This window comes from Stieleria mannarensis, assembly GCF_014154935.1.
GTDB classification, from domain to species: domain Bacteria; phylum Planctomycetota; class Planctomycetia; order Pirellulales; family Pirellulaceae; genus Stieleria; species Stieleria mannarensis.
Map to the genome: position 1 here is coordinate 1 of NZ_JACEHH010000045.1, position 25,031 is coordinate 25,031.

Genomic DNA, 25,031 nt, shown 5'->3' on the forward strand with positions numbered 1-25,031 from the left:
CAGCAAAATCCAAGAGAGATTTAGACGGCCGCTCTGGCGCTGACGGGCTTCTTGAACAGAGGACTTGAACTTCGGCTCGCAAGCTCGCGAAGTCAAATCCTTACTGGTTATCCGGCATTCGCGTTCCTTCGACAACGGACGATTATAGGCGATATTGTTCCGAACCTTCCAGAATGTTGAACAGCGTTGTATCGGAGATCACGTCTCCAGATTCGCAGATGATGAATTCGGCATCGGTTTCAGTCAATGCGGCAACAAGCTGGCGAAGCGTGTCTGCGAGATCGGCAAAGTCGTTGAGGAACAATTCATGTTCAAAGATTGGCGTGTTGTTGTCGATGCACGATTTGATCTGAGCGATGGACTGGCCGGTTGCGGGACGAATTGCTCGGACAAGTGTCGGCAGATCAGTCGGTTTCGTGATGTGAATCGTAATGACGGACAAATCAGTCGGTATCCTCGGCTGTGGATTTCAAATCGTCGAGCATTTCGTCGAAATCATCGGTGGACACAGAATTAACGTCTTCGGGCAGCAGCCACATAGAAGTCGCATCAAGGTGAGCAATCAGTGCGTCGGAAACGCCATCGGCAAGTTTTTGTTTGGACCATTCCATGTATCCGGGAATCTGCGTGAGCGGTACGTCACGCGCACGCTTTTGGAGATCGAGTGAGCGTCGAGCGATTTCTTCGTCGCTGGGCATTGTGAACAAGTGTTGGAAGCTACTGCCGGATAACGACCAAGTTAACGCGGTGGCGGACCATCAAGACCGACCGTGAACCACCGACCACGTTTCCATCAGTTTAACCGCTGAATCACCGCAGCCGTAGCCACTCGCGTTCAACGTTTTGTTCTGTGTCATCCCGCGAGCCGTTCGTGTAATTCCATGACACCCGGCATTTGATCATTGATCTTGATTGCTTCGTGGCAAACACTACGTGCCGCATCTAAATCACCGACGGATTCAAGCGCCAGCGCATAAACGAACACATCGGCGGGGCATTGGTAATTGCTAGAGTACGCCATGTGCGCAAATTCGCATGCACGAGCGAAATCTCCAGATTGAATTAAGAGCTTCGCAAGCATGCGCATCGGTGCCGTTTCGAAACGAGCGTAGCTTGTAACCTTTGGAGCATATGTTGCGAAGTATTCTTCAAGAAGTTCTTGAGCCTTCTGCCAGTTACCAGCGTTGATAAACGCTTCCGCACAGTCAGCCCATTTCTGTGGACTAACGCCCATGCCTTCGTACGGGCCGTCAGGGTGTGATTCGAGATCGTTTAAGCGGTCTTCGGCAGCGCTTTGATGATCGCCGAGTGATTCGAGCGCGCGTGAACGCCAATCGCGTGCGCCCGGGAATTCTGGATCAATTGCAAGGGCCCGATCGAAGTCTGGAACGGCGTCAGCGTCTTGGTCTAGGTTCATGTAAACCATGCCGCGCTCGAAGAATGCTTGTGCGTTGCTCGTGTCAGTCGCAATGGCACGAGTGAGTAGCTTGATCGCGGCCATGTAATCGCCGGAATCAGATAGGTCGATGGCGCGATGGACGAGTTCAGTAGAGTTTGGCATGTGGCTTCGTTTGACACAGAACGGCAGCCGTCACCGAGGACGGACGAAAGATCTTCCACACCAAAAACCGCGCAAGCCGTCCTTCGTGTGCACGGCATGGTTATCCTAAACCTCGTCACCGAATGCATCGACAAAGCCCCTCGCGTTTGCCCCGAGACCACGCCATTGGGCATGGTACTGCTCCAATAGTCTACGATATTGGGCACGCGGGTCGTTGCGGCGGGGCCATGTGTACATTTGACAGTGGAAGGGATAGGTCCATTGAAATAGTGGAGCGTTTGCGAAGTACTTGCCCGTACCCGGTCGGAGATTGGAAACGAATTGGTCAGCAGCGACAGCCGGACCAAATGACAACCAATAAACGATTACAGCCAACACCACAAAGAGCGGTCGACGCACTGATCTCCTTGCGACGCTATGGTTACGAAGATAATTTACGAACGCAAGCGCAGTCAGAGCCGCCAAGAACAATGAGACTCCCCAGCAAGTCTGCCACGTCACGAAGATGATGGCAGCGATAAACGTTAGTAGCAAAAGAGAGCGAATGCTCATCGTCGACTCAAATGACGCTGTGATAGGATAACAACTAATTATTGGTGGTCCGACTGGGGTAAAAACCGATATTCCCCGGTCGGACCGCGGAATATCTCCCGCCACCCGATAGTAGGGCACGGCGGGATCCCGGTCAAGCTTCCGCCGGCCTATCGGGCCGATCGCAATTCGCGCCGGGCTATCGGGCGCCGATTGGATCGGAAGAGCGACCGCCCGGAAGGGCCGTCGTACACCGAAAGGACTTCGACGACCGCCCGGAAGGGGCGTCGTGTAGCGAGAGGACTTCGGCGATCGTCCGGGAGGGCTGGCGTATTTGGTGCAGCGATGGAGGACCACGCTCCCACTAAGCCACGACGTACCACCAAATCGCCATGAAATGGCACAGGGCGGCGGAGATGACGAACAGGTGCCAGACGACGTGCAGGTACTTGAGCTTGGAATCGTTCAGCAACACGATCACGCCCAACGTGTACAGCACCCCGCCGAGCAACATGCCCCAGCCCAGGCCGGAGGGGACGTTGCCATACAACGGGATTGCCCGTAACCAACCGAGCAACAGATAGCTGACCGTCGCGACGTTGTTGACCCGGTGACGCAGCAACAACTTGCCGGCAATCCCGGCAAACGCGGCGACCCAGATCGCGGTCAACAGGGGCACTAGGACCGCGTCGGGGGCATGGCGGTAAATGATCGGTGTGTACGTCCCGGAAATCATCGCGTAGATCATCGCTTGGTCCCAGGCCCGCAGCGTGTCCAACAACGGTTGTTGAAGAATCGTGTGCGAGAGCGCCGAAAACGAGAACGTCGCAAACACCGATGCGATGTACGCCCCGCACGCAAACGCCAATCCCGGATTGTCGGGCAACGCATCGAGCACCAGCCAGCCGCCCAAAAGCAGCGCTGACAACGCCGCCACGCCGTGCGTGAGCGCGTTGGCCCACTCTTCGTCCGGACGGACGGGGGCGTTTCCATGGGGTGGGGAGGGGGCGTTCACGAGAGATAGGATAGGCTTGGTGACATACGAGGAGACTCAACCGATCTCCTTGCCTGAAGGGCATCAAAACCCGTAGCCTGGGGCAAGCGGATCGAGCGTCAGCGAGGCCGCGCCGCCCCAGGAATTCACGTACAACGTACACCGCTTTGGCCAACGGCCATAGACAGGACTAAATCTGGGGCAAGCGTTTGTCTATGGCCCTTGGCCAAATGATCTCGGTCCTCATGGGGAACCTTGGGCGATGCCCAAGGCTATGGGTGTGAACGGCCGTTGGCCGAACAATCGATGCAAGCGGGGTGTCTTCCCGAGGATTTGTGTTGACACCAATGCTCCCTTGGAAGGTCTCTTTAACAGCCAGACCGAAACCATGGGTTGACGCCGAGCTTGCGCGAGTTTGTCGCGGGCGTCTACTTCCAGACCCGCGTCAGTGCACCGGCCACGCGTGTCGCGCCGAAGTCGATCAGACGCGAGGGCGAGTTCTTGAGCGTGGTGTTGATTTCGGGATCGGCGTTCATCGCGCCATAGAAACATTCGCTCATGGCCGGATCGGCCAGATCAAAGGTGTGGGCCCCCGACACGATCGCCACCGACTGTGCGACATTGACGGCCAAGAACTGGATTTCCAATCGCATCGGACTGTAGGCATCGATCGATTCGATGTTGCAGTACAACACCGTGTCGACGAAGAACCGATCGCCCAAATCGACCAGCTTGCGTTCGTCGAATTGGCCGCTGTGGATCGGAAAGCAGGCTTCACAAATTCGCCGCGGGCTTTCCACCACATCGATCCGGGAGTGTTGCCGCAGCGCGGTGGCCAGCATTCGCATCAACGCCAGCTGCTCTTTCAAGCGATCTTGCCGGTCCAGCGGAACCACGATCAGCACGCGGTTCGGTTTCAACTGACTGAGCAACGGGGACGTCCGAACCGGCTGCGGCGGGCATTTCGCCGGCCCCGTCTTTGCCGTTGCGTCCGCAGTCGCCCCACAGTGACAGGTCTTGCCACATTTGCCGCTGCAGCGGGCAGACCACCACGGCGGCGCGGCCCCGACAGAAGCACCAGACAACGCGACCAGGGTGCAGGTCATGAAAAACAATCGTCGATTCGTTCTGTCCACGACGCTAATTCCTTTTCGCCGAAATCTCTCGAACCAACACATCGTCCAACTCTTGCCGAATCGACTGCAGCGTTCGATCGGTTTCCATCAGGTAGCGGTTGTATTTCAGTTCGGCATCGCTGAGCTTGGTTTGCAGATCGCGGTTGAGCTGGCGCGTTGCTTCGATCTCGTCATACGCCGACTCGATGGCTTCGTTGGAGCGTTCCAGCAACGTTTCGGATTGTGCGAGTTTTTCTTTCAGCCGTTTGATTTCGGCGTCCATCATCGCCAACTTGGCTTTCAGATCACCGTTCTCTTCGATCAGTCGCAACGCATGTTGTGTGGCCGTGATCTGGTCACCGCCCAGCACACTGCCGCGTGCCAGCGGCGCGTTGCCGTTGACGGCCGCGGCTGCGTAACGCGGCCCGGGTTGGTTCCACTGACTGCCGGCACGTGAAGGGTTGTGACGTTCCGCAGCGTAGGGGCTGGTCGGCTGGGGCGATCCATCCCAGCGCGGATAGGGTTCTCCGCCGCCGTCTTGCAGGTGCGGCGGGGGCAGTTCGCCGGTCGCAAGCTCGGCAATCGGTTGCGGCAATGGTGTTTGAATCTGGTTGTACGCCGCGGGCCCGACCGCGTGCGGCTGGGAGTTCCCGCCGGCGTCCATTGGGTTTTGGACCGCCGGTGACTGTTGCCTGAACGGCGGCGGTGCTTGGTATGGCTGCTGCGGTTCGTATTGCGTCTGAGCTTGGTACTGCGACTGGTACTGTGGCTGCGGTTGATATTGCGGCTGCCGTTGATACTGCGGTGCTGCGGTGACTTCGTTGGGAGTCCAATGCGGTGGCGCGGTCCGCGCATCGACTTGTCCGCGCGGGGCGTCGACGTCGTTCGCGACGCGTTCATCCGTGCGAGCGTTTGAATCGCGCGGAGCTTGGTCGGGGCCACCGGTCGGGGCACGGTCCGAATCGGACGACGTCTTGGACACGCCCAATGCCGTTTTCAGCCGGCGCTTCACACTCTGCTGCAGCAGATCGAGTTTCCGCAACGTTGAATTCGGGTTTTGTTCGCGCTGGACACGTTGCCGATCTTGGCCCAGGGCCGGTGTCGCGGCCCAACATCCAAGTACGATTAGCAGCGCCGCAACAGCGACCGGACGCTTCGTCGGCGCGCATCGGCAGCCATCGGCGGGCTCACCGTCGATCGCCGCCGCGTCTTGGTCGCGTGTTCGTTCGTTGCTGCGAGTCTTAATCACGTCGTCTGATTCTCGTCATAGCCGCAAACGACCGTGATCTCTTCGCCACAGGAGCAAGCGATCACGATCGATTCGATTCGATTCCCGTCTTTGACCACTCGAACTTCCGGTTCGGTGTTGCAATGTTTGGTGGGGCCGACTCGGACACGTGGTCCGCCGACTCTGGTGGTACGTTCTTTCAAACCGATCCCTAGCTTGTCTTCCATCGAATGGCCTCCTTGAGTCTGAAGCGTGCTGCAGCCAACAGGCGTGAGGTGCGCGATTCGGACAATCCCATCGCAGCCCCGATTTCAGCCAGGTTCAACTCCTCGGAGTAGTACAGGGTCATCACCAAGCGTTCCTTCTCTGGCAATTGCTCGATCAATTCTGCGAGCAGCTCTCCGATTTCTTCTTTTTCGGCCAGATCTTCCGGAGAATCGATACTGGTCCGCCAAGTTTTGTGAACTACGTCCGAAAGATCATTCCAGTCATCGGGCTTGATGAACCGCATCGCTTCCAGGCATTCCAGCACGACTTCGATCGACAGGCTGGATCGCTGGGCGAGTTGTTCGGGGGTGATCGGTGGTTCGAGTGTTTCGCACAGTCGTTTGATTGTGCCGACGTGCCGCATCATGCGTGGCGAGACGGGCGATTGCTTGCGCAGCTCATCGACGATCGCGCCACGGATACGCGGGTAGGCGAAGGTACGGAACGCGACGCCCTGGTCGGGATCAAAACTGGCGGCGGCTTGCACGAGCCCCAGGATGCCGGCCGAATGGAGGTTTTCCCGATGATCGTCATTCTTGCGGAAGAACGTCATCGTACTGAGGATCCGCCCGACGTAATCGATGTTATCCAGCACAAGCCGATCGCGATCGGATTGCGTCGAAGGGGATGCTTTGTACGTCGTTTCGAGCGTCGCTTTCATAGGTGAACGGCTCAGTCCTTGTAGTCTGCGTCAGCGAGTCGAATCACGCCCACACCGATCGAGACGACCGATCCGACCATCAACGCGGATATGGCGGCGCGCATCAGGATCGTGGTTGATTCGACCCCCATGACGATTCCGATCAACGTGACGGCGACTGCGGTCAATAACGCAACCAACGTTCCTACCGGAAACGCTTTTTGCATCCGCTGCGATGCCCGCCTGGTGGTTGACTTTCCGCTCATTTCGTCTCTTCTTGATTACCTTCTTTCCCCTGAAGCCCGAGCACGAAGGGGTCCGGTGTGGCCGCGTCGCCTTCACCCAAGACATCTTCGTATCGGATCATCCCCACCGACTCGATCCGCAAATCCGATGGCACCTCGCTGTAAGCGACCACACTGATCTCGGGCAACGATCGAAAGATGGTGCGATGCAACGGGAAACGGACCGACGAATCCACCAACACCGTGGCCATTTGATTCTTCAATCGCGACGCTTCCCACTTCGCCTGCAACTCCATGATCAACCGTTCCAACTGGTCCGGCCGCAAGACGATTGCGTCTCCGTTCAAGTGTTCTCGGAAATAGTGTTCCAACCGTGGCTCCAGGATGATTACCCTCACGTTGCCATTGCTGTCTCGGAATCGATCACAGATGATGTGTCCGATTCCGCCTCGAATCTTTTCGGTCAACTGGATGGGGTCTTTGATTTGGGGACCGAACTGGACTGCGGATTCGACGATTTTCTCCAGCGCGGTGATGGAGATACGTTCGCGGAGCAGATTCAGCAGCACTTGGTGCAGGGTGGCGGGGCGGACGGTGTCCGGCTTGATTTCTTCGACGGTTGTCGGCGCGATCTCCTTCAGTTTTTCTAGCATGGACTGAAGGTCCTGGCGGCTTAAAAGTTCGTGGGCGTGCTTGCGCAAACACTCGCTGAGGTGCGTGATCAATACAGTCGGCGCGTCGACGACGGTAAACCCTAACACCTCGGCCCGACGACGCTGTGATTCGGGGATCCACTTGGCCGGCAAATCGAACGCGGGGTCCCGAATCGGCTCGCCCTCCAGTTCCGCCTTGATGCTGCCGGGATTGATTGCCAAGAAGTCGTTGACGAACACTTGGCCCCGTGCGATCTCTCGTCCGCAGATCAGGAAGCGATACTCGTTGACACCGATCTGCAGGTTGTCTCGGATCCGCGCCGCGGGAACCCAAAACCCATGTTCGATCGCCACGTCCTCGCGCAACGTCGAGATCCGTTCGGCGATGCCCTTGCCACGTTTGGGTTCGGCAAGCGCGATCAGCCCGGCACCGATTTCGATGATGATCCGCTCCGACTGGACGAACTTTTGTAACCCCTTCTCTTCGGGCGTTTGCGTCGGTTCGGCGACCTGTGGTTCTTCGGCGACCTCGGCCTCCTTGGCCAACTCGCGTTGTTTGGCAAAGAACACGAAGGCGAACACCACACCGGCCAACAGCATGAAGGGCAGTTTGGGGAACCCAGGCGTGAACCCGATCAACAGCAAGATCAGCGGCCCCAGGTACAGCGATCGATAAGCGCCCGAAACCTGGTTGTTGATTTCATCGCCGAGGTTCGATTCCGAAGCCGACTTGGTGACCAGGATGCCCGCACTGGTGGCGATGATCAGGGCCGGGATTTGCGAAACCAATCCGTCGCCGATCGTCAAAATGGAATAGATTTGAACGGCGTCGGTGATGGCTTGTCCGTCGCTGACGCCCAGGATCACGCCGCCCAGGATGTTGACGACCATGATGATCAAACCCGCGATCGCGTCGCCGCGGACGTACTTGCTGGCACCGTCCATTGCACCATAGAACTCGGCTTCCTGGGTCAACCCTTTGCGCCGATCCCGTGCTTCTTTCTCATCGATCGCACCGCTGTTGAGTTCGGCGTCGATCGCCATCTGTTTTCCGGGCATCGCATCGAGCGTGAACCGGGCGTTGACTTCGGAGATCCGCGTCGCCCCCTTGGTGATCACGATGAATTGAATGGTGACCAAGATCAAAAAGATCACCAGACCGACGACCAGGTTTCCGCCGACGACAAAATCGCCGAACGTCAACACGATCTTGCCGGCATTGCCGTCCAACAGAATCAAACGCGTCGTGGCGACGTTGAGCGACAATCGAAACAGGGTCAGCAACAACAACAGCGACGGAAACGACGCGATGTCCAGCGGCCGTTTGGCTCCCAACGTGACCAGCAACAACAGGATCGCCGCGGCGATGTTGCACGCCAGAAACATGTCCAGCAGGAACGTCGGCAGGGGGATGATCAGGACGATCAGCATCGCGAGGAACGAGGCCGAAAGCCACAGCTCACTCCGCTGAAGAAATCCGAAATTCGAATCCGTCTCTTTCATCTTGATTTGGTACGCCGGTTAACCCTTAGGCAAAACTTGCGACAAGTGCTTTTGAAATCAATTGCCAGCCGTCCACCAACACGAACAGCAGCAACTTGCAGGGCGTCGAAACGACGACCGGCGGCATCATCATCATCCCCAACGCCATCAAGATCGTTGAAATGACCAAGTCGATCAGCAGGAAGGGGATGTAGATGCAAAATCCCATGATGAAGGCCGTCTTGAGTTCGCTGATGATGAACGCCGGCACCGCGATCTTCAGCGGCGTGTCCATTCGCTGGGACGGCGGGACGGTTTCGGAGAGTTCAAAGAACAGCGCCAAGTCGTTCGTCCGTGTGTTGTGCAACATGAACACCTTCAACTCTTCCGATGCGATTTTCCACGCATCGACGAAGCCGAATTCGGGTTCCTCGTCCTCCCCGGCCGCTTCCTGGGCTTCCAACAATGGGATCACCGCGTTGTCGTGAATCTTTTCAAACGTGGGGGCCATGACGAACAGCGTCAGAAACAGGCTCAGCCCCATCATCACCTGGTTCGGCGGAATCTCTTGAGTGGACAATGCCCGGCGAACGAAGGACAGCACGATGATGATTCGCGTGAACGCCGTGACACAGACCAACATGGCCGTGGCAAAGCTGAGCGCACCGAGCAACACCGCGACCTGCAACGGCGGCGCAAGATCCGAAAACAGCTGCGACGGGTCGCTGGCCGGGTCGGCGGATAACTGGGCGATCAACGCGAATTCCATTTCGGTCCCCAATTCGATCAGGCGGCTTCTTTCGATTTCGTCAGAAGCAGCCGGATCAGGTTCTCATCGATGTCGGAGCTGGACGTCTTGTTGACGCTGCGGCGAGAGGCTTGGCGAGTCGCGTTGGCAGCTCCGGCTCGTGCGGCCACGGCATCGGGTTCTTTGGGCCGGCTGAAGGCGTCGGGGTCTTCCAATTCGTCTTCGAATCGCGAAGGCAGGACGCTGACGGATTTAATCCCGCCGCCGTCGACCGCGACCAGGATTTTGCTGGCCATCGAATCGACCAGGTACAAACTGACGCCGCGGGTGACTTGCAGGACCTGGTCGATTTTTAACCCGGCCAGATCGGTGGGCGTTGACGACTTGGAACCTTGCTTGCCCTTTTGAATCTGTCGCACGAACAGGATTCCGCCGACGGCCAGTGCGAGTACGAAAACCAGGTTGATCCCGATCCGGCTGATCATTTCTGTCGCGTCCGCTTTCTCCGACGGCGCCGCGGCCTGCTCACGCTGGATGAACGATTGATAGTGTTCTTGGGCGTTCAGCTGATCCAACTGCTGCCGCGACTGCAATTGCGTTTGCTCGTCGGAATAAACGCCGCCAAGCGGGTCGCTGGTTTCAAAATTGGCCTGACGCACCGACATCGGTTGGGGACGCAGCGCGACCACCGGTTCTCCGCCGGCGGACGGTCGCAGCGGGCTTTCGGGGATGGCCGTGCGAGTATCACGGTCGACCGTGCCGATATCGCCCGAAAGCACCGGGCGACGGATGCTGACGGTCGACTCGCCACGTGAGAGTTGGTCGACCATGCCGCTGTGACGCGAGCTGCGCGACTCGATGCGGTTCAGGGCTCGTCCATCGGCGTAGCCCCGGCCATCGGCGTAGCCCCGGCCATCAGCGTAACCTCGATCATCAGCGTAGCCCTGGCCGTGGACGTGACCGTGGCCGAGGGTCGCGAGGGTCGACGAAACCAGCAGTGCGTAAAAAACGCACTTCGTTTTTGGGGTAAAGCGGAAAGGCATGTTGACGTCCATGAGAATGCCGAATCGTTGGTGCTAGGAGGGATAGATTTCTTTGATTCGAATCGCGAATTGATTGTCAATCACGACCACCTCGCCGTTGCCCAAGGGAACGCCTTGGGCAACCAACTCGACCGGCGCGCTGATGGCCCGGTTTAATTCAACGACCGATCCTTCCGCCAGCCCGATTAATTCTTGGATCGTCAATTGGGTGCGTCCCAGCTCGGCCGCCAGGGTGACCTGGACGCCCCCGAAGCGGGAAAAATCGAGGTCTTTGGACGCTTTGGGCGGATTCGGTTTTAGTTGCTCGAATTCCGGAATCGTGTCATCGACCTGTTCGTCGGCAGCGCCGGCTTGAGCGTCCTGGGCGACCGTTTGCGGGTCGTCCGACACGGGCGTTTCTGTTTTGGTTTCAGCCATGAATCACATTCCTTGGTCTAATCGTTCAAACATCTCGAGACTTGGACGGCCTGTTTGTTCCCCAACCGGCCGGGCCAACATTCAAACGCCGGCTCGCCATCGACATGGGAAACCATCGGTTGGTCGATGCGTTGGTCCAGGACGATCAATTCGCCGGGTTTCAGCTTGCTCAGTTCGGACATCGGAATGCTGGCGCTGCCCAGCATCGTCACGACTTCCAAGGGCATCTGTCCGATCAGCTCCTTGGACGGCGTGGCCGGTGCGCCACCGTCGCGGTTGTCGACGGTTTCGTCCAGCAAGGCCGGCAGCTTTTGTTTGGGCAACAACCAGTTCAATGTCGCCTTGCCGCCCTTGCATTCGACTTCGATGCAGACCTTGGTGACCAGGTCCTTGCCCCGAAACAATCGCAGTTTGCGGGCATCTTTTTCCAGATCCGTGACTTCGATTTCCAAGTCGCCCTGGCCCATCCAGCCGCGGCTGATCGAATCGGCCAGGCGTGCGATGAAGTAGTTCGCCAGATCCGTCTCGATCGCACTGAGGTCCTTGTCGCCGCCCTCGTCCGAGGGAGTCAAGCACAGCAGATCGGACAGGATGATGCGAAACTGATCGCTCGATGCGTACCAGACCGATGGCGAGCGTTCCTTGATTTCAGCGACGCAGCACAGGTCGTGCCGCGGGATTTCACTGAGCACCTTCTCGTAGGACTCGGTGGTGATCGCACCCAGTTCCAATTTGGCACTGAATCCGGTCGCCTCGACCCAATAGTCCGAGAAGAACGACGTCGACTTCGAAATCCAAGTTCGAATGGCAACGGCAGTGTCATCCAGGGCAGCGATGTCACGAAAATCGAACGGGCGAACGTTCATTGAACCTTGAAATCCTGGAAGAGGACGTCTTGAATTCGCTCGATGCCGTCGGTGAACAACATCGCGTTGAATTTGTCGTGAATCTCGCGGCGCAACAGGTTGTGTCCCAGTTTTCCGCGGACATCTTCCAACTTCTTGTCACGCAAATGAGCGATCAGCCAGTTCTTCAGCACCACGTTCTTGTCTTCCACCAGTTTGGTGATCGCTTCTTGCTGCGAGGCGGCGATTTGCAGCGAAAACGTGCAGGTCAGGTAGCGTGAATAGCGGTCATCATTCAGATTGACCACGATTTCATCGAAATCGACGAACGCCAGCTTGTCATCCGGTTCGGGGATGTCCATGCGGTCTTCATCCACCGCCGCGCTTTGAGTCGCGTTTGGATCCGAGGGCAGGACAAACATGGGAACGGCCACGCCGGTCCCGGCGCCCATCACAAACACCGCCCCCCAAATCACGAGCTTGGAAAGCATGCCGGATTTCTTTTTGTCGTCCGCTCCGGACTCGTTGTCGTCTGCCATGGATCGGTTGAAGTGTTGGGAAGGGGGGGAGGGTTCACGCGGCGGCGGGCCCGACGTCGCACGTGGGTCGGAGGCCGAATGCCAGCCGGCCGACGGTCATCTTTGCGTGACCGGTTCATCTTTCCGTGTCGTTACAGCTTATCGTCCGGCCCGGGTGACGGAATTCAGTCGCGACCGCTGTTTCATTAGCCGATGAGGGCAAACCCCCACAATCTCATTGGGCAGGGGTGGTTGGCAAAAAGGGGGCAGGTACCAAAAACCAGATGGCCCGCAGGCTGCTTCGCATTGTTGGCACCTGCCCCCTTTTCGCTTGCACCTGCCCCCTTTTCGCTTGCACTCGGTGTGGGTTAACCCTCGGGCGTTCTTGCCCAAGGCGACCCAATTCTCTCACCGCCAGACGCCGGATATTCGACACAACCAGTACCGCAGGATTGCTTTTGGTTTCCGTGTCTCCCGGCCAACGGTGATCCCCCCACGGACAGGAAGGTCGAATGATCAACGGACTTTACAGCGGCGCCGCCGCGATGCAGACATTGGCAAAGCACCAGGAGCTGATCAGCAGCAATCTGATGCACGTCAATTCCAGCGGGCACCGCCGCGTCCAACCGGCCGTGAAACAGCGTTTTGAAGAAACATCCCCCAACACCACGGTCGACTTGGGACCGGAGGTCGAAAAACTGACCTCCGATTTCACTCCCGGCCGGATCACGCCGACCGAACGGCCGCTGGACCTGTCGATCGCCGGTGACGGCTTCTTCGTGTTCGAAGACGACGGCGGCCAGCCCTATTTGACGCGAAACGGCAGACTGTTCCGCGCCCCCCAAAGCAACATCCTGGTCAACGAAGACGGGATCCCGATCCGCGGCGAAAACGGCCCCATCACCATCGATCCGGACGTTTCCGATCGCGAAATCACCATCGCGGCCGACGGCACCGTGTCGGCCGGCGACCGAGAGGTCGGCAAGATTCTGCCGGTCGCCTATCAAAACAACGGAACGCTGATCCCGGTCGGCGCCCTCGGCTTTACACCCGGTCCCGATGCGATCGAAAGCGAAGCGCCGGTCAAGATCAACCAGTTCACTCACGAATTGTCCAACGTCCACCCGGTCACCGAACTGATCGCACTGATCGTCAACACGCGACAACACGAAGCGGTCGAGAAAGCGACCCGAACACTTTCCGATTCGCTGAAAGAATACATCCGCTCCTAGACCCGAATTGACAGCAGCATAGGTCCACCATGTTAAAAGCATTCTATTCCAGCGCGACCGGCATGCGCGCCCAGGAATTGATGATTGACAACACCGCCAACAACCTGGCCAACGTCAACACCACCGGTTTCAAGAAGAAGCACATCAACTTTGCCGACTTGTTGTACGACACTAAGACGCCTCCCGGGGCCGCCTCGGCCAACGGCGAAATCAAACCGATCGGTTTGCAGATCGGAAGCGGTGTCCGCGCCGTCGGCACGACCAGCCTGTTCGCCCAAGGGACGCCCACCGAAACGGGCATCGACACCCACATGGCGATCGAAGGTGACGGATTTTTCAAAGTCACCCAGGGCAACACGATCGCCTACACCCGCGACGGTTCGTTCACGCTGAATGACCAAGGCCAGATGGTCAACGCCGACGGCTACCTGCTGGATCCCCAAGTCACGATCCCCCAGCAAGCGACCAACCTATCGATTTCCTCGACCGGCGTGGTCAGCTACCAAATCGACGGCGTTTCGACCGTCGGCCCGACGATTCAACTGGCGCGTTTCGCCAACCCCGCCGGTTTGCAGAACATCGGCAGCAATCTGTACATGGAAACCGCGGCGTCCGGCCCGGAGATCCTCGGCGAACCCGGGCTCGATGGCAACGGACAAATCCGCCAGCAGTTCCTCGAAGGTTCCAACGTCGAAGTCGTTTCGGAATTGGTGTCGCTGATTACCGCCCAACGCGCCTACGAAATCAACTCGCGGGCCATCCGCGCCGGTGACGAAATGCTGTCCTCCGCAAGTGATCTGGTTCGATAATCGATGAACTCTGTTCGCATCTCAACTCTGTTGTTCGGCTTGCTGATCGGGTTCCCCGGTGGCCTGATCGGTCTGGACCACCATCGCGCCGCGGTGGCGGGGGATGTCGTCGTTGCGCTTCATCAAGAATCTTCGGCAGTGGCCGACACGACGGTTCGGATCGGCGACGTTGCCAACGTGCTGGGCGCCACCCCGTCGGACCGACGTTCGATCGAACAGCTGGATCTGGAATCGCTGCGTGACCGAGATGATTGCTCGATCACCCGCAAGCAGATCGAAATGCGTCTGTTGTTGGCCGGGTTCGAGCGAGATTCCATCAAGATCATTGGGCCGTCGACGGTCTCGGCCCGACGTTCTTCGCCGGCCAAATTGCGGAGCGAATTGGAGCGGCTGTTGGAAACCAAACTCAGTCAACAATTCGCCATCGCGCCCGAGCGGGTCGACATTCGGTTGACGCAAACGCCTCAACTGGAATCCTTGGAGAAACGGCTTGCCGCCGGTGGCTTCGACGTTGACCTGGTGCCCCGCAATGAGTTCCCGGTCGGCCGGACCCGGCTGGCTGTTTCGATCCTCGATTCGTCGGGGAATCAATACTCGCATTCGTTCGATGCCCTGGTCAGCCTTTCCATGCGGGTCGCGATTGCCCGCGGGCCGATCGCTCAAGGAGCCGTCTTGAAACCCGAAATGTTCCATGCGGTTGATCGATTGATCACCCAAAAGGCCGACTATGCGAATCCGGACACCGCGGCCGGACGCACGGCCAGCCGGTATATCGCCGGCAATTCGATTCTGTTGACCAGCCACTTCCGCAGCACCCGCGGGCGGTCGTCCCAGACGGTCAAACGAAACGATCTGGTCGATGTGGTGATCAGCGTCGGACGAGGAGAGATTCGATTGAAGAACGCCCGGGCGATGGAATCGGGCGAGATCGGCGACACGATCGAGGTGCTCAACCCGCAAACCAACCGACGCTTCAACGCCTCCATCCTGGGAAAGAACCTGGCAACCGTTTCTACGAACCTACGAAGGCGCTAACGATGCATCACCATTCAACGCTGCGGCGGCTCGTGCCCTTGCTGGTCGTCTTGGCGACCGCACTGACATCACAATCATCGATCGGCCAAAGTTTGTTCGAGCGACGCAGCAACAACCAGATCGACCAGTACCGCGACTACGCGGCCCGCAACCGCGGTGACACGTTGTCGATCCTGATCGCCGAAAGCACGGACGTCGAAAACCGCGACGAACGGTCGATGGACAAGACCGGCAATTCCTCGTCCAGCCAAGGTTTCGACTATGGCATCGGTGGCACCATCGGCAGCGGCAACGGCAACGCCGAGCTGGGCACCAGCACCTCCAACCAACGCGCCTTCACCGGCGATGCGGAATTCCGCAGCGAACGACAGATCACCGACCGATTCAGTGTGATCGTGGTCGACGTCCTGCCCAACGGCAACCTGGTCGTCGAGGGCACGCGTAAGATCTCCGTCCAGGGTGACGTACGGGATTTGAAACTGACGGGCATCGTCCGCCAGTACGACATCCTGCCCGGCAACACCGTCCCCTCGTATTTGGTGGCCGATCTGCGGCTGACGCTCGATGCCGTGGGGGCCGAACAAGCGTTTACCAGCCAAGGTTGGCTCAGTCGCCGGTTCAACCGTTTCTGGCCTTTTTAACTCTCGCGGTCACTCGCTGATTCATGCCGATTTTCCAAACGCCTTCACGACTCGCCTGCACCGCGTTTTGCGTCGCCATGCTGTGGATCCACCACGGCGGTGCGGCGGCGCATGCGCAGACACTGCAAGATCCGCTGCCACCGCCACCGACCGCGACCGCGGCGGTGCCCCCGCCGCTGCAGCCGCTTGCCCCGATCGGGCAAGACCCCAGCGTCCGCATCAAAGACATCGCGTTTGTCGAAGGCGACCGTGTCAATCACGTCTCCGGCGAAGGCTTGGTGTTCGGCTTGAGCGGGACCGGCGGCAAGAGCCAACAAACGCGACAGATGTTGACCAACTACTACCTGCGACGTGGTGTTCGGGTCGGTCAAGTCGACACCAAGAACATTTCGGCGGTGATGGTGTCGGGCAAAATCCCCGCCTACGCCCGCCCCGGTGAAACGATTCTGGTGACCGTCTCGGTCGCCGACGACGCGTCCAGTTTGCGTGGCGGCACGCTCAATCAAACCGCGCTCCGCGGCATCGACGACGAGATCTATGCGATCGCCCAAGGCGCGATCATCGGCGGCGGGATCTCGGCCGAAGGTGCGGCGGCCAACGTGCAAAAGAACCACCCGACCGTCGGGGTCTGCGAAGCGATCGTCGAGCGCGAGATTCCCTGCGGAACGATCGTTTCCAACGGCAGCATCAAACTGATCCTGCGAAACAAGTCCTACGCCACGGCGACCGCGATCGGAAACGCATTGAACCGGATCTTCCCCGGCCGCGCCCGTGCCCTCGACTCGGGCACCGTCCAGGTCTTTGTTCCGTCGACGTTCCGCAACAGCGTCACCGAGTTCATCGCGACGATCGGCAATTTGCGAGTCGAACCGGATACGCCGGCGCGGGTCGTGATCAACCAAAAAACCGGGTCGATCGTCCTGGGACACACCGTCAAGATCGCTCCGGTGTTGTTTGCCAGCGAAAACATCGTGATCGCGACGACCGAAACACCGGTCGCGTCCCAGCCCAATCCGCTGGCCGCCGGCGACACCGTCGTCTTGCCACGGACCGGCATCGAACTGTTCGAATCCGGCGGACGCTACAACGTCCTACCCGGCGGCATGACGGTCGGGGAGCTGGCCACGGCGTTAAATTCCCTGGCCGTATCGCCGACCACATTGATCAGCATCATGACCACGTTACGCAATCAAGGTGCCCTGAAGGCCGAGTTGGTCATCGAATAACACGCACAAGGACAGTTGCAATGGAATCGATCGGAAACAACATCAGCGTCTCACTGCCCGGTCAAATCGCGGCGGCGGCTAAAGGCGAGGCTCCTTCGGCCGCTGGAATGGAAGAACTGGGTACGGAGTTCGAAAGCGTCTTTCTGTCGATGCTGATGAAGGAGATGCGAAACTCGCTCGAAGACGGTCTGTTCGGGGGTGACGGAAGCGACTCCTTCGGCGGAATGTTCGACCAGTTCATCGGTCAACACCTTGCCCAGTCCAAAGCGATCGGGGTCAGCGATCTGCTGGTGCAGCAGTATTCCAAAACACAGGCCGCCGAAAGTCACGAGCAATCACCCGGCGTTTCGTTTTCGGCCTAACCACTTTCGGACATTTTTCATGGATGGTAACCCAACGATGAATCAACCAACGGAACGACTGGGCGTCCTCGTCGCGCGGCAACTGCAACTGGAATCCGGCGTCGTCGATGCACTTGATGCACTGAACGATGAGATGTCGGCGCTGCTGGACAACTCTGGGATCTACGGCCCGAACCCCGCCGACCTGGCAGAGTTGTCGCCGCTGATCGAGACGCTGCAAAGCCGCCAAACGGACAGCCGTAAGTCGCGAACAATCTTACAGCGGTACGTCAACGCCGACGCTTCGGAAGCGAGCGACGCGACCGAGCAAAACGACGCGTCAATCCGGACGATTTTGAACGCGCTGCCCAAGCCGGAATCCCATCGATTGGAAGCGGACCGCCGTCGCATCCACGATCGGCTGAGTGCGGCGCGGCAAAAGCTGACGGCCAATCAAGTCGTCATCTTTTATTCCACCGAGTTTCATCGCCGGTATCTGCTCGGTGTGCTGCAGTGTGATGTCGATGAAGGCAATTACAAGGCCGACGGCCAACCCTTCAAGCTGCCCCCGGAAAAGATCATCGGAAGGAACTGCTAACGATGCCCAACTTCTCAATCGGCCTGTCGGCCCTGCAGACCAGCCAGTTCGCGTTGGAAATGGTTTCCAACAACATTTCCAATGCCAACACGGACGGCTACCATCGCCGCACGTTGACGCTGCAATCCACGAACCCGGACCTCGTCGCCGGCTTTCGGGTCGGCACCGGCGTGACGATCTCGGGGATCAACCGGGTCCGCGATTCGGTCACCGAAGCCTCGTTGACCAGCGTGATCTCGGATTCCAGCGATGTCGAACAACTGTTGAATATCGAACGAAAAATCGAATCGGCGCTGTTGACCGGAGACAATTCCATCGGAAAACAGCTGGATGCGTTTTTCGCGGAATTCACCAATCTGTCGGCGTCCCCGAACGAACCCGCCCAACGATCCGCGTTGCTGGAAACAGGCAAGCAATTGAGCGGCGGACTACAGGACGCGGCGCAACAGTTGACCGAATTGAAAGGAAACATTCGTCTGCAAATCGAACACGAGATCGAATTGCTCAACGGCGACCTGGAGGAATTGCGTGACGTCAGTTTCCAGATCTTCAAGTTTGAAGCTCAGGGCATCGAACACAACAACGAACTGGATCAACGCGATGCCGTGCTGAACCGGATCGCCGAAGTCGTCGGCATCCGGCGAAACGAACAACCCGGCGGGCAATTGCACCTGACCATCGGACATCATTCGATCGAGCAGGGCAGCCATCCGAGTTCGCTGTCGGTGGTCGAATCGGGTCAGCAACTGGAAGTTTTTCTGGATGACTCCGACCGGCCGTTGGCGATCGAAACCGGGCGATTGTCGGCGTTGGTCGAGGCCTACAACGAGATCGTTCCGGCCTATGAAGAGAAATTGGACCAGATCGCCGGGGAATTGATCCAGAGTGTCAACCGCGTGCATTCGACGGGGATCGGCAGCGCCGGATCGTTCACCAACCTGGTCGGGAATGTCAGTGTTTCCCAACCCACAATTCCGCTTTCCGAGGCGTTGCCCGATGCCGATTTGACGGCCGGTGAATTGACGCTTTCGGTGACCGATGCCAACGGCGATCGCCAAATCCACGTCCTCACCATCGATCCGGACGTCGACACGCTCGAGGATGTCGCGGCCCAGTTGAGCAGCATCGCGGGGATCACCTCGTCGGTTCGCGCGGTCAGCAACCAGTTCCAGATCACCACCGGCGCGGACCTGGAGTTTGATTTTGCCGGCGGCGTGGAAACCAATCCCGATCTGACGTTGTTCACCGGCACCAGTGTCGCCACCGTTTCGGGGACCTACACCGGAGAGCCCAACGAAGAACTGACCGTTCGGATCGAAGGGTCCGGCCAAGTCGGAAGTGCGGCCAACTTGTTTGCCAACGTCTATTCATCCAGCGGTGCATTGCTGTCCCGCGTGAACGTCGGCGACGGGTACGAAGCGGGATCGCCGATCGAGCTGGACGACGGCGTCTCCATCGCCTTCACCGCCGGCACGATGAACGATGCCGACGAGTTTTCGACACGCTTGACGGGCCAGCCCGACCAGACCGGCATCTTGGCCGCACTGGGAGTCAATGCGTTCTTCAGTGGAACCGACGCGCATTCGATCTCGGTCGACCCCACCCTCGCAAGTCAGCCGGAGCGGATCGCGACCGGTCGATCCGGTGAAGCCGCCGACACCAGCAATCTGAGTCGCTTCATCGAGATCGCCGATGCCACGTTGATGCCGAGCAATCGCACGCTCGGCCAGTTCGCCAGCGAAATGGGAACCGAGATCGGATTCGAGATCAGTTCCAATACCTCGTTGAGCGCCAGTTTGACCACATTCAAGTTGCGGCTGGAAACAGAACGCGATTCGATCTCGGGCGTCGATTTGAATGAAGAACTGGTGTACCTGCAGGAATATCAAAAATCGTATGAGGCGGCCGTCCGAATCATTCAGGCGACCGATGAAATGCTCAGCGAATTGTTCAGAATCATAGGCTAAGATCGATGAATCCCCGAGTCACCTCGCAAACGTTTACGCGAAACGCCATCCATTTCACGTCGCTGCACAGCAGTCGACTGTTGACCGCGCAAAAACAGATCACGTCGGGGATGCAGTTCGAACTGCCCTCGGAAGAACCGGTCGCGTATCGACAAGTTCGATCGTTGGAAACGCGTTTCGTCGAACTGCAAGCCGACAAAAAGGTGATCAACCTGGCGACGTCGACGTTGAATGCCAGTGTCGCCCAGTTCCAGGATGTCAGCGATTTGATCACGCTGTCAAAAAACCTGGTGCAGCAAGGGATCCAAGCCTTGGACGGCGACGAACGCGAGGCATTGGCGACGGAAATCGATGCGTTGCTGGCCCAGGCAAAACAGATCGGTCTGGCGAAGTTCAACGAGAACTACCTGTACGGCGGAACGCGTTCCGACATGCCCCCGTTCACGTTCGGAGAACCGCTGCGTGAAAACGGGATCATGGAAGTCGCCTACCAAGGGTCGGGGCATCGAAGTCAGACGCATATCGGCGATTCGATTTCGATCGACACCTACTATGACGGTTCGAAAATCTTCGGCGCCTCGGGCCGCGAACCCACCGTGCTGGTCGGAACGACGGGGGCCAAACACGGCGGCGGCACCGACACGATTGTCGGACGCGCCACCTTGCGTGTCGAACATGACACGACCACGTTTGGGGGCGGATCGGGCGTCGCGGCCGGGACCAGTTCGGCGGCGCTGGACACCATCCTGGGACCGACCGGTGCCCATCAGTTGACGATCGTCGATACCGCCGGTGACGGTTCGGCGGGAACCATCTCGCTAAACGGTGCCGATCCGGTTCCGTTTACCAACGCCGACACCAATTTGCGAGTGGTGGGTTTCGCCGGCCAAGAAGTGTATCTGGACACGACGAACATCGCAGCGGGATTCAATGGGACCGTCAACATCACCTCGACCGGAACGCTGAGCGTCGACGACGGCGGATCGACCATCCCGATCGACTTCAGCACCAATCAAATCGTGTCCGACGTCGACACGGGTAAGTTCGTCACGATCGACTCGAGCAACATCCGCGCGACCGGTGATGATTCCATCGAATTCCCCGGAACGTCAAACCTGTTCCAAATCTTGCACGCCACCGCCGCCGATCTTCGCAACAGCCGAGAACTCGGGTCGGCCGAATATTCCGCCGCACTCAATCGGCGGTTGGACGAACTGGATCATGCCGCCAGCAAGGTCTTCAGCGTGATGGGAGAGCAATCGAGTTCGCTGCAGACGATGCAAACGATGGAATTTCGCGTCGACGACTTGATGCTGTCGGTCGAATCGAACATCGGAGAAATCCAAGCCACCGACTTTCCCGACGCCGTGCTGCGGTTGGAGAATTCACAAACCCTGTTGCAGTACACCTATGCGGTGACCGCAAATCTGAATTCGCTGGGGTTGCTGGAATTCTTGCGATAAACATCATCACTCGCGAACCATCCCGCAACCCGAACATCGGATTGGAATGCGGCACGAGTCGTCTAATGCAACTCAATTTGGGTATTTGGCGATGTGTTCGGAGAGTCGCCGTGTTCTCCGAACTCGGCGCGCGTCAAAGCGAAGCTTCTCTCCGCGCCGACCTCGGAGAGGACGGCGACTGTCCAGCCCATTCGAAAACGGCCGCTGTCCCGTTAGGCGCTGGGCGGTTTGCGAAAACGCAACAAGTAGTTTTCTTCAAAGGCCGGGACCTGAACTTCGTCGACAAATTCGAAACCGCCTTTTTCGATCTCGCCGCGAAACACGTCTTTGCCGGCACGCACGTGACCGAGGATGAATTCCCGCGACTTTCCGGGAATACGGTCAAAATCGATCACGATCAAAGAACCGCCCGGTTTGATCGCTTTGAAAATCGACTCGACCGTCGCGTGCGGGTATTCGAAGTGATGGTAGGTGTCGCAGATGAAGGCGACGTCGATCGAGTTGGGCGGAAGGTTCACCGACCGGTCCGAACACAGCACTCCGGTCAGATTGTGCACCTGTTCCTGGCGCGCTTTCACATTGATGTGTTCGAGAAACCGTGGCGAAATGTCCACGGCGAACACCCAGCCTTTGTCTCCGACCGCGTCGGCGAACAGCCGACTGTAGAACCCCGTTCCGGCTCCGATATCCGCAACGCTGTCACCGGGCTTGATCCCGCAGGCTCGCAGCACCTCCCGCCGCGCCGCATAGACCTCGCGACTTTCGATCTCAAATCGCGCCATCCACTCGCTGACGTCCAATTCGGGATCGACAAATTGCTCGTTGATCCCGGGTTTGACGCTCTGGTCGGCCGGCACCGTCGCATCCTGTGCCGATAACGATGCGATGCAGATCAACCAGCCGCCCAGCAACGCGCCACAATGTTTGGCCCCGATCACGCCGGCGACCTTCGGGAACCAGGCCCGTTGGCGGAGTCGATTGGGGGTCCTCTGGTCGGACACAAAATCACATTGGATCGAATCACACATTGTCGCAATCACTGTTGTTCATTGAGGCGAACGGTCCGTCGGGCCAGCAACGATCCGCGGGGCAGAGCCCGCATTGGTGCGTTACGCATCGCCTGAGGGAAAACCGTCGCGAATCAAAAGCCGATTCGCGAGAAGCCAAAATAGCATCTACGGATTCGTTTTGCACGCGGTTGTTTGAGGGTTACAGTTCTACGTAGGTCGGATCTCCCCACGAGCAGGATTCATCGCTCGCCTGCACGTCATCCCCGCACGTGTCCGCGGTGGTAATTCGCATACAAAGCACGCCGAATCCTACCGAACAATTCCCCCAGTTTCATTCGACGAAGACCGCCGCATGATCGATTCGAATTTTCACTCCCTGAGCCACCGCCCGGCGCTGGACGGCGCCGAATCGATCTTCCCATCGCCCCAGGCGGCGATCGCGAAGGAACCGACGGTCGGATGCGCCGACGGCGGCTTGAGCGTGTTGGTGGTGGAGGACAATGATGTCGATTTCATGCAGGTTGCAAAGAACTTGCGGCACGGCACACGACGTATCGTCCTGTCCCACGCCACCTCTTTGGGCGCGGCACTGCAGGAACTCGACCTGCGGCGATTCGACGTCATTCTGACTGATCTCAGCCTGCCCGATTCGAGCGGGCTGGATACCGTCAAACGCTTGCGCGGGCGATGCGACGACGTCCCCATCCTGGTCCTGACCGGCTTGGACGACGCGACCGTGGAGAGGGAAATCCTTCAAGCCGGGGCGCAGGACTTCCTGCCCAAGGGACTTGCAGGCAGCAGTTGGACGCGGAAGGCGATCGAGCATGCCGTCGAACGCCAACATACCGTCAACGAGATGCAGCGGGTCACCGAACAGCTGCAAGCCAGCCACCGGTTGCTGCGTGAACAATCCGAGATGAGGGAGCAGGACAACCAGAAACTGGAACGGTTGCATCAAACGGCACACGAATTCCTAGCCAAAGCGTCGCATGACATCCGCAATCCGCTGACCGTCATCAAAGAACACGTCTCGATCGTTCGCGATGGACTGGCCGGGCGAATCAATTACGAACAAGCCGAAATGCTTGAAAAGGCGTTGATCCGCGCCGACGACGTCAACACCAAACTGGATGACTTGCTGGATTCGAGTAAACTGGATTCGGGGCTGCTGGACATCTGCCGCCAACCGTGTCGCGTCGACGAACTGATCGACTCGGTTCGCTCAACTTTGGCCCAGCGCGCCGCGATGCGAAACGTCGAGCTGGAGATCCAAGGGAAGGTCGAAATGCCGCTGGCGTACTGTGACGGACAAAAGGTCGGCCGCGTGCTGATTTGCTTGGCCGTCAATGCCATCAACGCCTGCCGCGATTCGGGACACGTCCGCATCTGGGTTCGCCATGATGAAACGGAGCAACAGATCCGGATCGGTGTGACCGACGACGGCGTCGGCATCGCCGCCCGGCAACGCGATCAACTCGCCGCCCGGTTTGCCCGCCCGGGGCTAACCACCGACCCGGATGACAAATTCCTCGGACTCGGATTGTCGATCGCCGCACGATTCTGCCGGCTCAATCTCGGCCAATTGCACCTCGAGTCCGAACCCGGCTTGGGGTCCACGTTTTGGTTCGGCATCCCGGTCGCGGGAAGCACTCAGATCTTTCCGCGTTGGCTGGAAATGCAATCGGCGCCAATGAAATACGTGCAACTGATTTCGTTCCACCTGAACGAGTCCTGCACACCGGCCGAAAAACGCAACGGCGAACTGTTGCTGACCTACTTGACCGAAAACGCGGAACTGCTGATCCAAGCGTCGGATTCACAGTGGTGGCTGGCGACCAGTTCGATTTCACGCAGTACCGATGCGCGGGTGAAAAAGGCGACCGACGAGATCGCCCGGTTGACCGAAGCGCGTGCCGCCAACCCGGCGCTGGACATCGGCATCCAACCGCGTGCGGTTTGGAGTCTGGAAACGCCGACCGAGCAAATCGATCAACAGTACCAGCAGCTGATCAACGGCGAGTGAACGTAGCTACCTTCGCCAGAAGGTGGTCCCCTGAGAGGTCGCGGAGGAAGAAACGCTCGGAGCGGGGAGGGTTCCCAGTGGCTCGGATTCACTTAAGCGCCACGAATCGCCCCTCCCCTCGCTACGCTCGCCCGTCTCGTCCGAGGTCGTGCGGTTTCTAAATTCAACCCTCCTGGCAGGAGGGTCGAGCGTAGCGAGGGGAGGTCGAACGGTGAATTGCCGAACAAGCTTCTGTCCTTTGGTCACATCGAATCGCGGATCGACCCTCCCCGCTCCGAGCGCTCACTCCTCCGCGACCCTCCCCGCCAGGGAGGGTGAAGTCGTAAACGCCTGTCAAATCAGAGGTAAAAACCGCATGACCTCTTCCAGGAAGTTTTTTTCAGCGGGGGATGGTCGCCG

Annotated in this window: 26 protein-coding genes; 10 read left to right on the forward strand and 16 right to left on the reverse strand. The window is 58.6% G+C overall.

Annotation, left to right across the window (positions count from 1 at the left end):
• Positions 1-142 precede the first annotated feature (142 nt).
• From H1B37_RS24910 to H1B37_RS24980, 15 genes are all read right to left on the reverse strand, one after another.
• Positions 143-442 (reverse strand): hypothetical protein, encoded by a 300-nt coding sequence (locus tag H1B37_RS24910; RefSeq protein WP_182869991.1) that lies wholly within the window; start codon positions 440-442, stop codon positions 143-145.
• A gap of 1 nt (position 443) precedes the next feature.
• The gene (locus H1B37_RS24915) at positions 444-698 is read right to left on the reverse strand and encodes a hypothetical protein (protein WP_182869992.1); all 255 of its coding nucleotides are present in this window, start codon (positions 696-698) and stop codon (positions 444-446) included.
• 155 nt (positions 699-853) lie between these two features.
• A complete protein-coding gene (locus H1B37_RS24920) occupies positions 854-1,561 on the reverse strand; it encodes a tetratricopeptide repeat protein (RefSeq protein ID WP_182869993.1) in 708 nt (235 codons plus the stop codon).
• Positions 1,562-2,456: 895 nt separating this feature from the next.
• On the reverse strand, positions 2,457-3,107 hold the full coding sequence (gene trhA, locus H1B37_RS24925) for a PAQR family membrane homeostasis protein TrhA (protein ID WP_182869994.1): 651 nt from the start codon (positions 3,105-3,107) through the stop codon (positions 2,457-2,459).
• A gap of 407 nt (positions 3,108-3,514) precedes the next feature.
• A complete protein-coding gene (locus tag H1B37_RS24930; protein WP_182869995.1) occupies positions 3,515-4,192 on the reverse strand; it encodes a hypothetical protein in 678 nt (225 codons plus the stop codon).
• Positions 4,193-4,226: 34 nt separating this feature from the next.
• Positions 4,227-5,450 carry a hypothetical protein gene (locus tag H1B37_RS24935; RefSeq protein ID WP_182869996.1) on the reverse strand — a complete coding sequence of 408 codons (1,224 nt, stop codon included), beginning with the start codon at positions 5,448-5,450 and terminating at the stop codon, positions 4,227-4,229.
• Positions 5,447-5,656, reverse strand: a complete 210-nt coding sequence (locus tag H1B37_RS24940; protein WP_182869997.1) for a hypothetical protein — start codon at positions 5,654-5,656, stop codon at positions 5,447-5,449. The genes H1B37_RS24935 and H1B37_RS24940 overlap by 4 nt, the downstream gene beginning before the upstream one ends.
• Entirely contained in the window at positions 5,641-6,357 is a 717-nt protein-coding gene (locus H1B37_RS24945) for a sigma-70 family RNA polymerase sigma factor (protein ID WP_182869998.1), read from the reverse strand. Before H1B37_RS24945 ends, H1B37_RS24940 begins: the two co-directional genes overlap by 16 nt.
• 11 nt (positions 6,358-6,368) lie before the next feature.
• The gene (locus H1B37_RS24950) at positions 6,369-6,602 is read right to left on the reverse strand and encodes a hypothetical protein (protein WP_182869999.1); all 234 of its coding nucleotides are present in this window, start codon (positions 6,600-6,602) and stop codon (positions 6,369-6,371) included.
• Complete coding sequence (gene flhA, locus H1B37_RS24955; protein ID WP_182870000.1) at positions 6,599-8,737, reverse strand: flagellar biosynthesis protein FlhA; 2,139 nt, start codon at positions 8,735-8,737, stop codon at positions 6,599-6,601. Before flhA ends, H1B37_RS24950 begins: the two co-directional genes overlap by 4 nt.
• Positions 8,738-8,762: 25 nt before the next feature.
• Positions 8,763-9,485, reverse strand: a complete 723-nt coding sequence (gene fliP, locus H1B37_RS24960; protein WP_182870001.1) for a flagellar type III secretion system pore protein FliP — start codon at positions 9,483-9,485, stop codon at positions 8,763-8,765.
• A 17-nt stretch (positions 9,486-9,502) separates the two neighbouring features.
• Positions 9,503-10,507, reverse strand: coding sequence for a hypothetical protein (locus H1B37_RS24965; protein ID WP_182870002.1), 1,005 nt, complete (start codon positions 10,505-10,507; stop codon positions 9,503-9,505).
• 33 nt (positions 10,508-10,540) lie between these two features.
• The gene (locus tag H1B37_RS24970; protein ID WP_182870003.1) at positions 10,541-10,924 is read right to left on the reverse strand and encodes a FliM/FliN family flagellar motor switch protein; all 384 of its coding nucleotides are present in this window, start codon (positions 10,922-10,924) and stop codon (positions 10,541-10,543) included.
• Between the two features lie 17 nt (positions 10,925-10,941).
• Positions 10,942-11,790: a FliM/FliN family flagellar motor switch protein gene (locus tag H1B37_RS24975; RefSeq protein ID WP_182870004.1), complete on the reverse strand. Its 849-nt coding sequence runs from the start codon at positions 11,788-11,790 to the stop codon at positions 10,942-10,944.
• The gene (locus tag H1B37_RS24980) at positions 11,787-12,308 is read right to left on the reverse strand and encodes a flagellar basal body-associated FliL family protein (protein ID WP_182870005.1); all 522 of its coding nucleotides are present in this window, start codon (positions 12,306-12,308) and stop codon (positions 11,787-11,789) included. The genes H1B37_RS24975 and H1B37_RS24980 overlap by 4 nt, the downstream gene beginning before the upstream one ends.
• Positions 12,309-12,799: 491 nt before the next feature.
• Between H1B37_RS24980 and H1B37_RS24985 the strand changes: the two genes are divergently transcribed.
• The 9 genes from H1B37_RS24985 to flgL are packed head-to-tail and all read left to right on the forward strand — an operon-like array spanning position 12,800 to position 21,599.
• On the forward strand, positions 12,800-13,519 hold the full coding sequence (locus H1B37_RS24985) for a flagellar hook basal-body protein (protein ID WP_182870006.1): 720 nt from the start codon (positions 12,800-12,802) through the stop codon (positions 13,517-13,519).
• Between the two features lie 29 nt (positions 13,520-13,548).
• Entirely contained in the window at positions 13,549-14,328 is a 780-nt protein-coding gene (flgG, locus tag H1B37_RS24990; RefSeq protein WP_182870007.1) for a flagellar basal-body rod protein FlgG, read from the forward strand.
• A gap of 3 nt (positions 14,329-14,331) precedes the next feature.
• Entirely contained in the window at positions 14,332-15,363 is a 1,032-nt protein-coding gene (flgA, locus tag H1B37_RS24995; RefSeq protein ID WP_182870008.1) for a flagellar basal body P-ring formation chaperone FlgA, read from the forward strand.
• Positions 15,364-15,365: 2 nt separating this feature from the next.
• Positions 15,366-16,004, forward strand: coding sequence for a flagellar basal body L-ring protein FlgH (locus tag H1B37_RS25000; protein ID WP_182870009.1), 639 nt, complete (start codon positions 15,366-15,368; stop codon positions 16,002-16,004).
• Positions 16,005-16,027: 23 nt separating this feature from the next.
• Entirely contained in the window at positions 16,028-17,230 is a 1,203-nt protein-coding gene (gene flgI / locus H1B37_RS25005; protein ID WP_182870010.1) for a flagellar basal body P-ring protein FlgI, read from the forward strand.
• Between the two features lie 20 nt (positions 17,231-17,250).
• Positions 17,251-17,592: a rod-binding protein gene (locus H1B37_RS25010; protein WP_182870011.1), complete on the forward strand. Its 342-nt coding sequence runs from the start codon at positions 17,251-17,253 to the stop codon at positions 17,590-17,592.
• Positions 17,593-17,629: 37 nt separating this feature from the next.
• Positions 17,630-18,169, forward strand: a complete 540-nt coding sequence (locus H1B37_RS25015) for a hypothetical protein (protein ID WP_182870012.1) — start codon at positions 17,630-17,632, stop codon at positions 18,167-18,169.
• 2 nt (positions 18,170-18,171) lie between these two features.
• On the forward strand, positions 18,172-20,136 hold the full coding sequence (gene flgK, locus H1B37_RS25020) for a flagellar hook-associated protein FlgK (RefSeq protein WP_182870013.1): 1,965 nt from the start codon (positions 18,172-18,174) through the stop codon (positions 20,134-20,136).
• Positions 20,137-20,141: 5 nt separating this feature from the next.
• Positions 20,142-21,599: a flagellar hook-associated protein FlgL gene (gene flgL, locus H1B37_RS25025; RefSeq protein ID WP_182870014.1), complete on the forward strand. Its 1,458-nt coding sequence runs from the start codon at positions 20,142-20,144 to the stop codon at positions 21,597-21,599.
• 212 nt (positions 21,600-21,811) lie between these two features.
• Here flgL and H1B37_RS25030 read toward each other — a convergent pair whose 3' ends face one another.
• Positions 21,812-22,627 (reverse strand): class I SAM-dependent methyltransferase, encoded by an 816-nt coding sequence (locus H1B37_RS25030; RefSeq protein WP_182870015.1) that lies wholly within the window; start codon positions 22,625-22,627, stop codon positions 21,812-21,814.
• A gap of 334 nt (positions 22,628-22,961) precedes the next feature.
• On the opposite strand from H1B37_RS25030, the gene H1B37_RS25035 reads away from it, so the two are divergent.
• Positions 22,962-24,632 carry an ATP-binding response regulator gene (locus H1B37_RS25035; RefSeq protein ID WP_182870016.1) on the forward strand — a complete coding sequence of 557 codons (1,671 nt, stop codon included), beginning with the start codon at positions 22,962-22,964 and terminating at the stop codon, positions 24,630-24,632.
• The last annotated feature ends 399 nt before the right edge of the window (positions 24,633-25,031 follow it).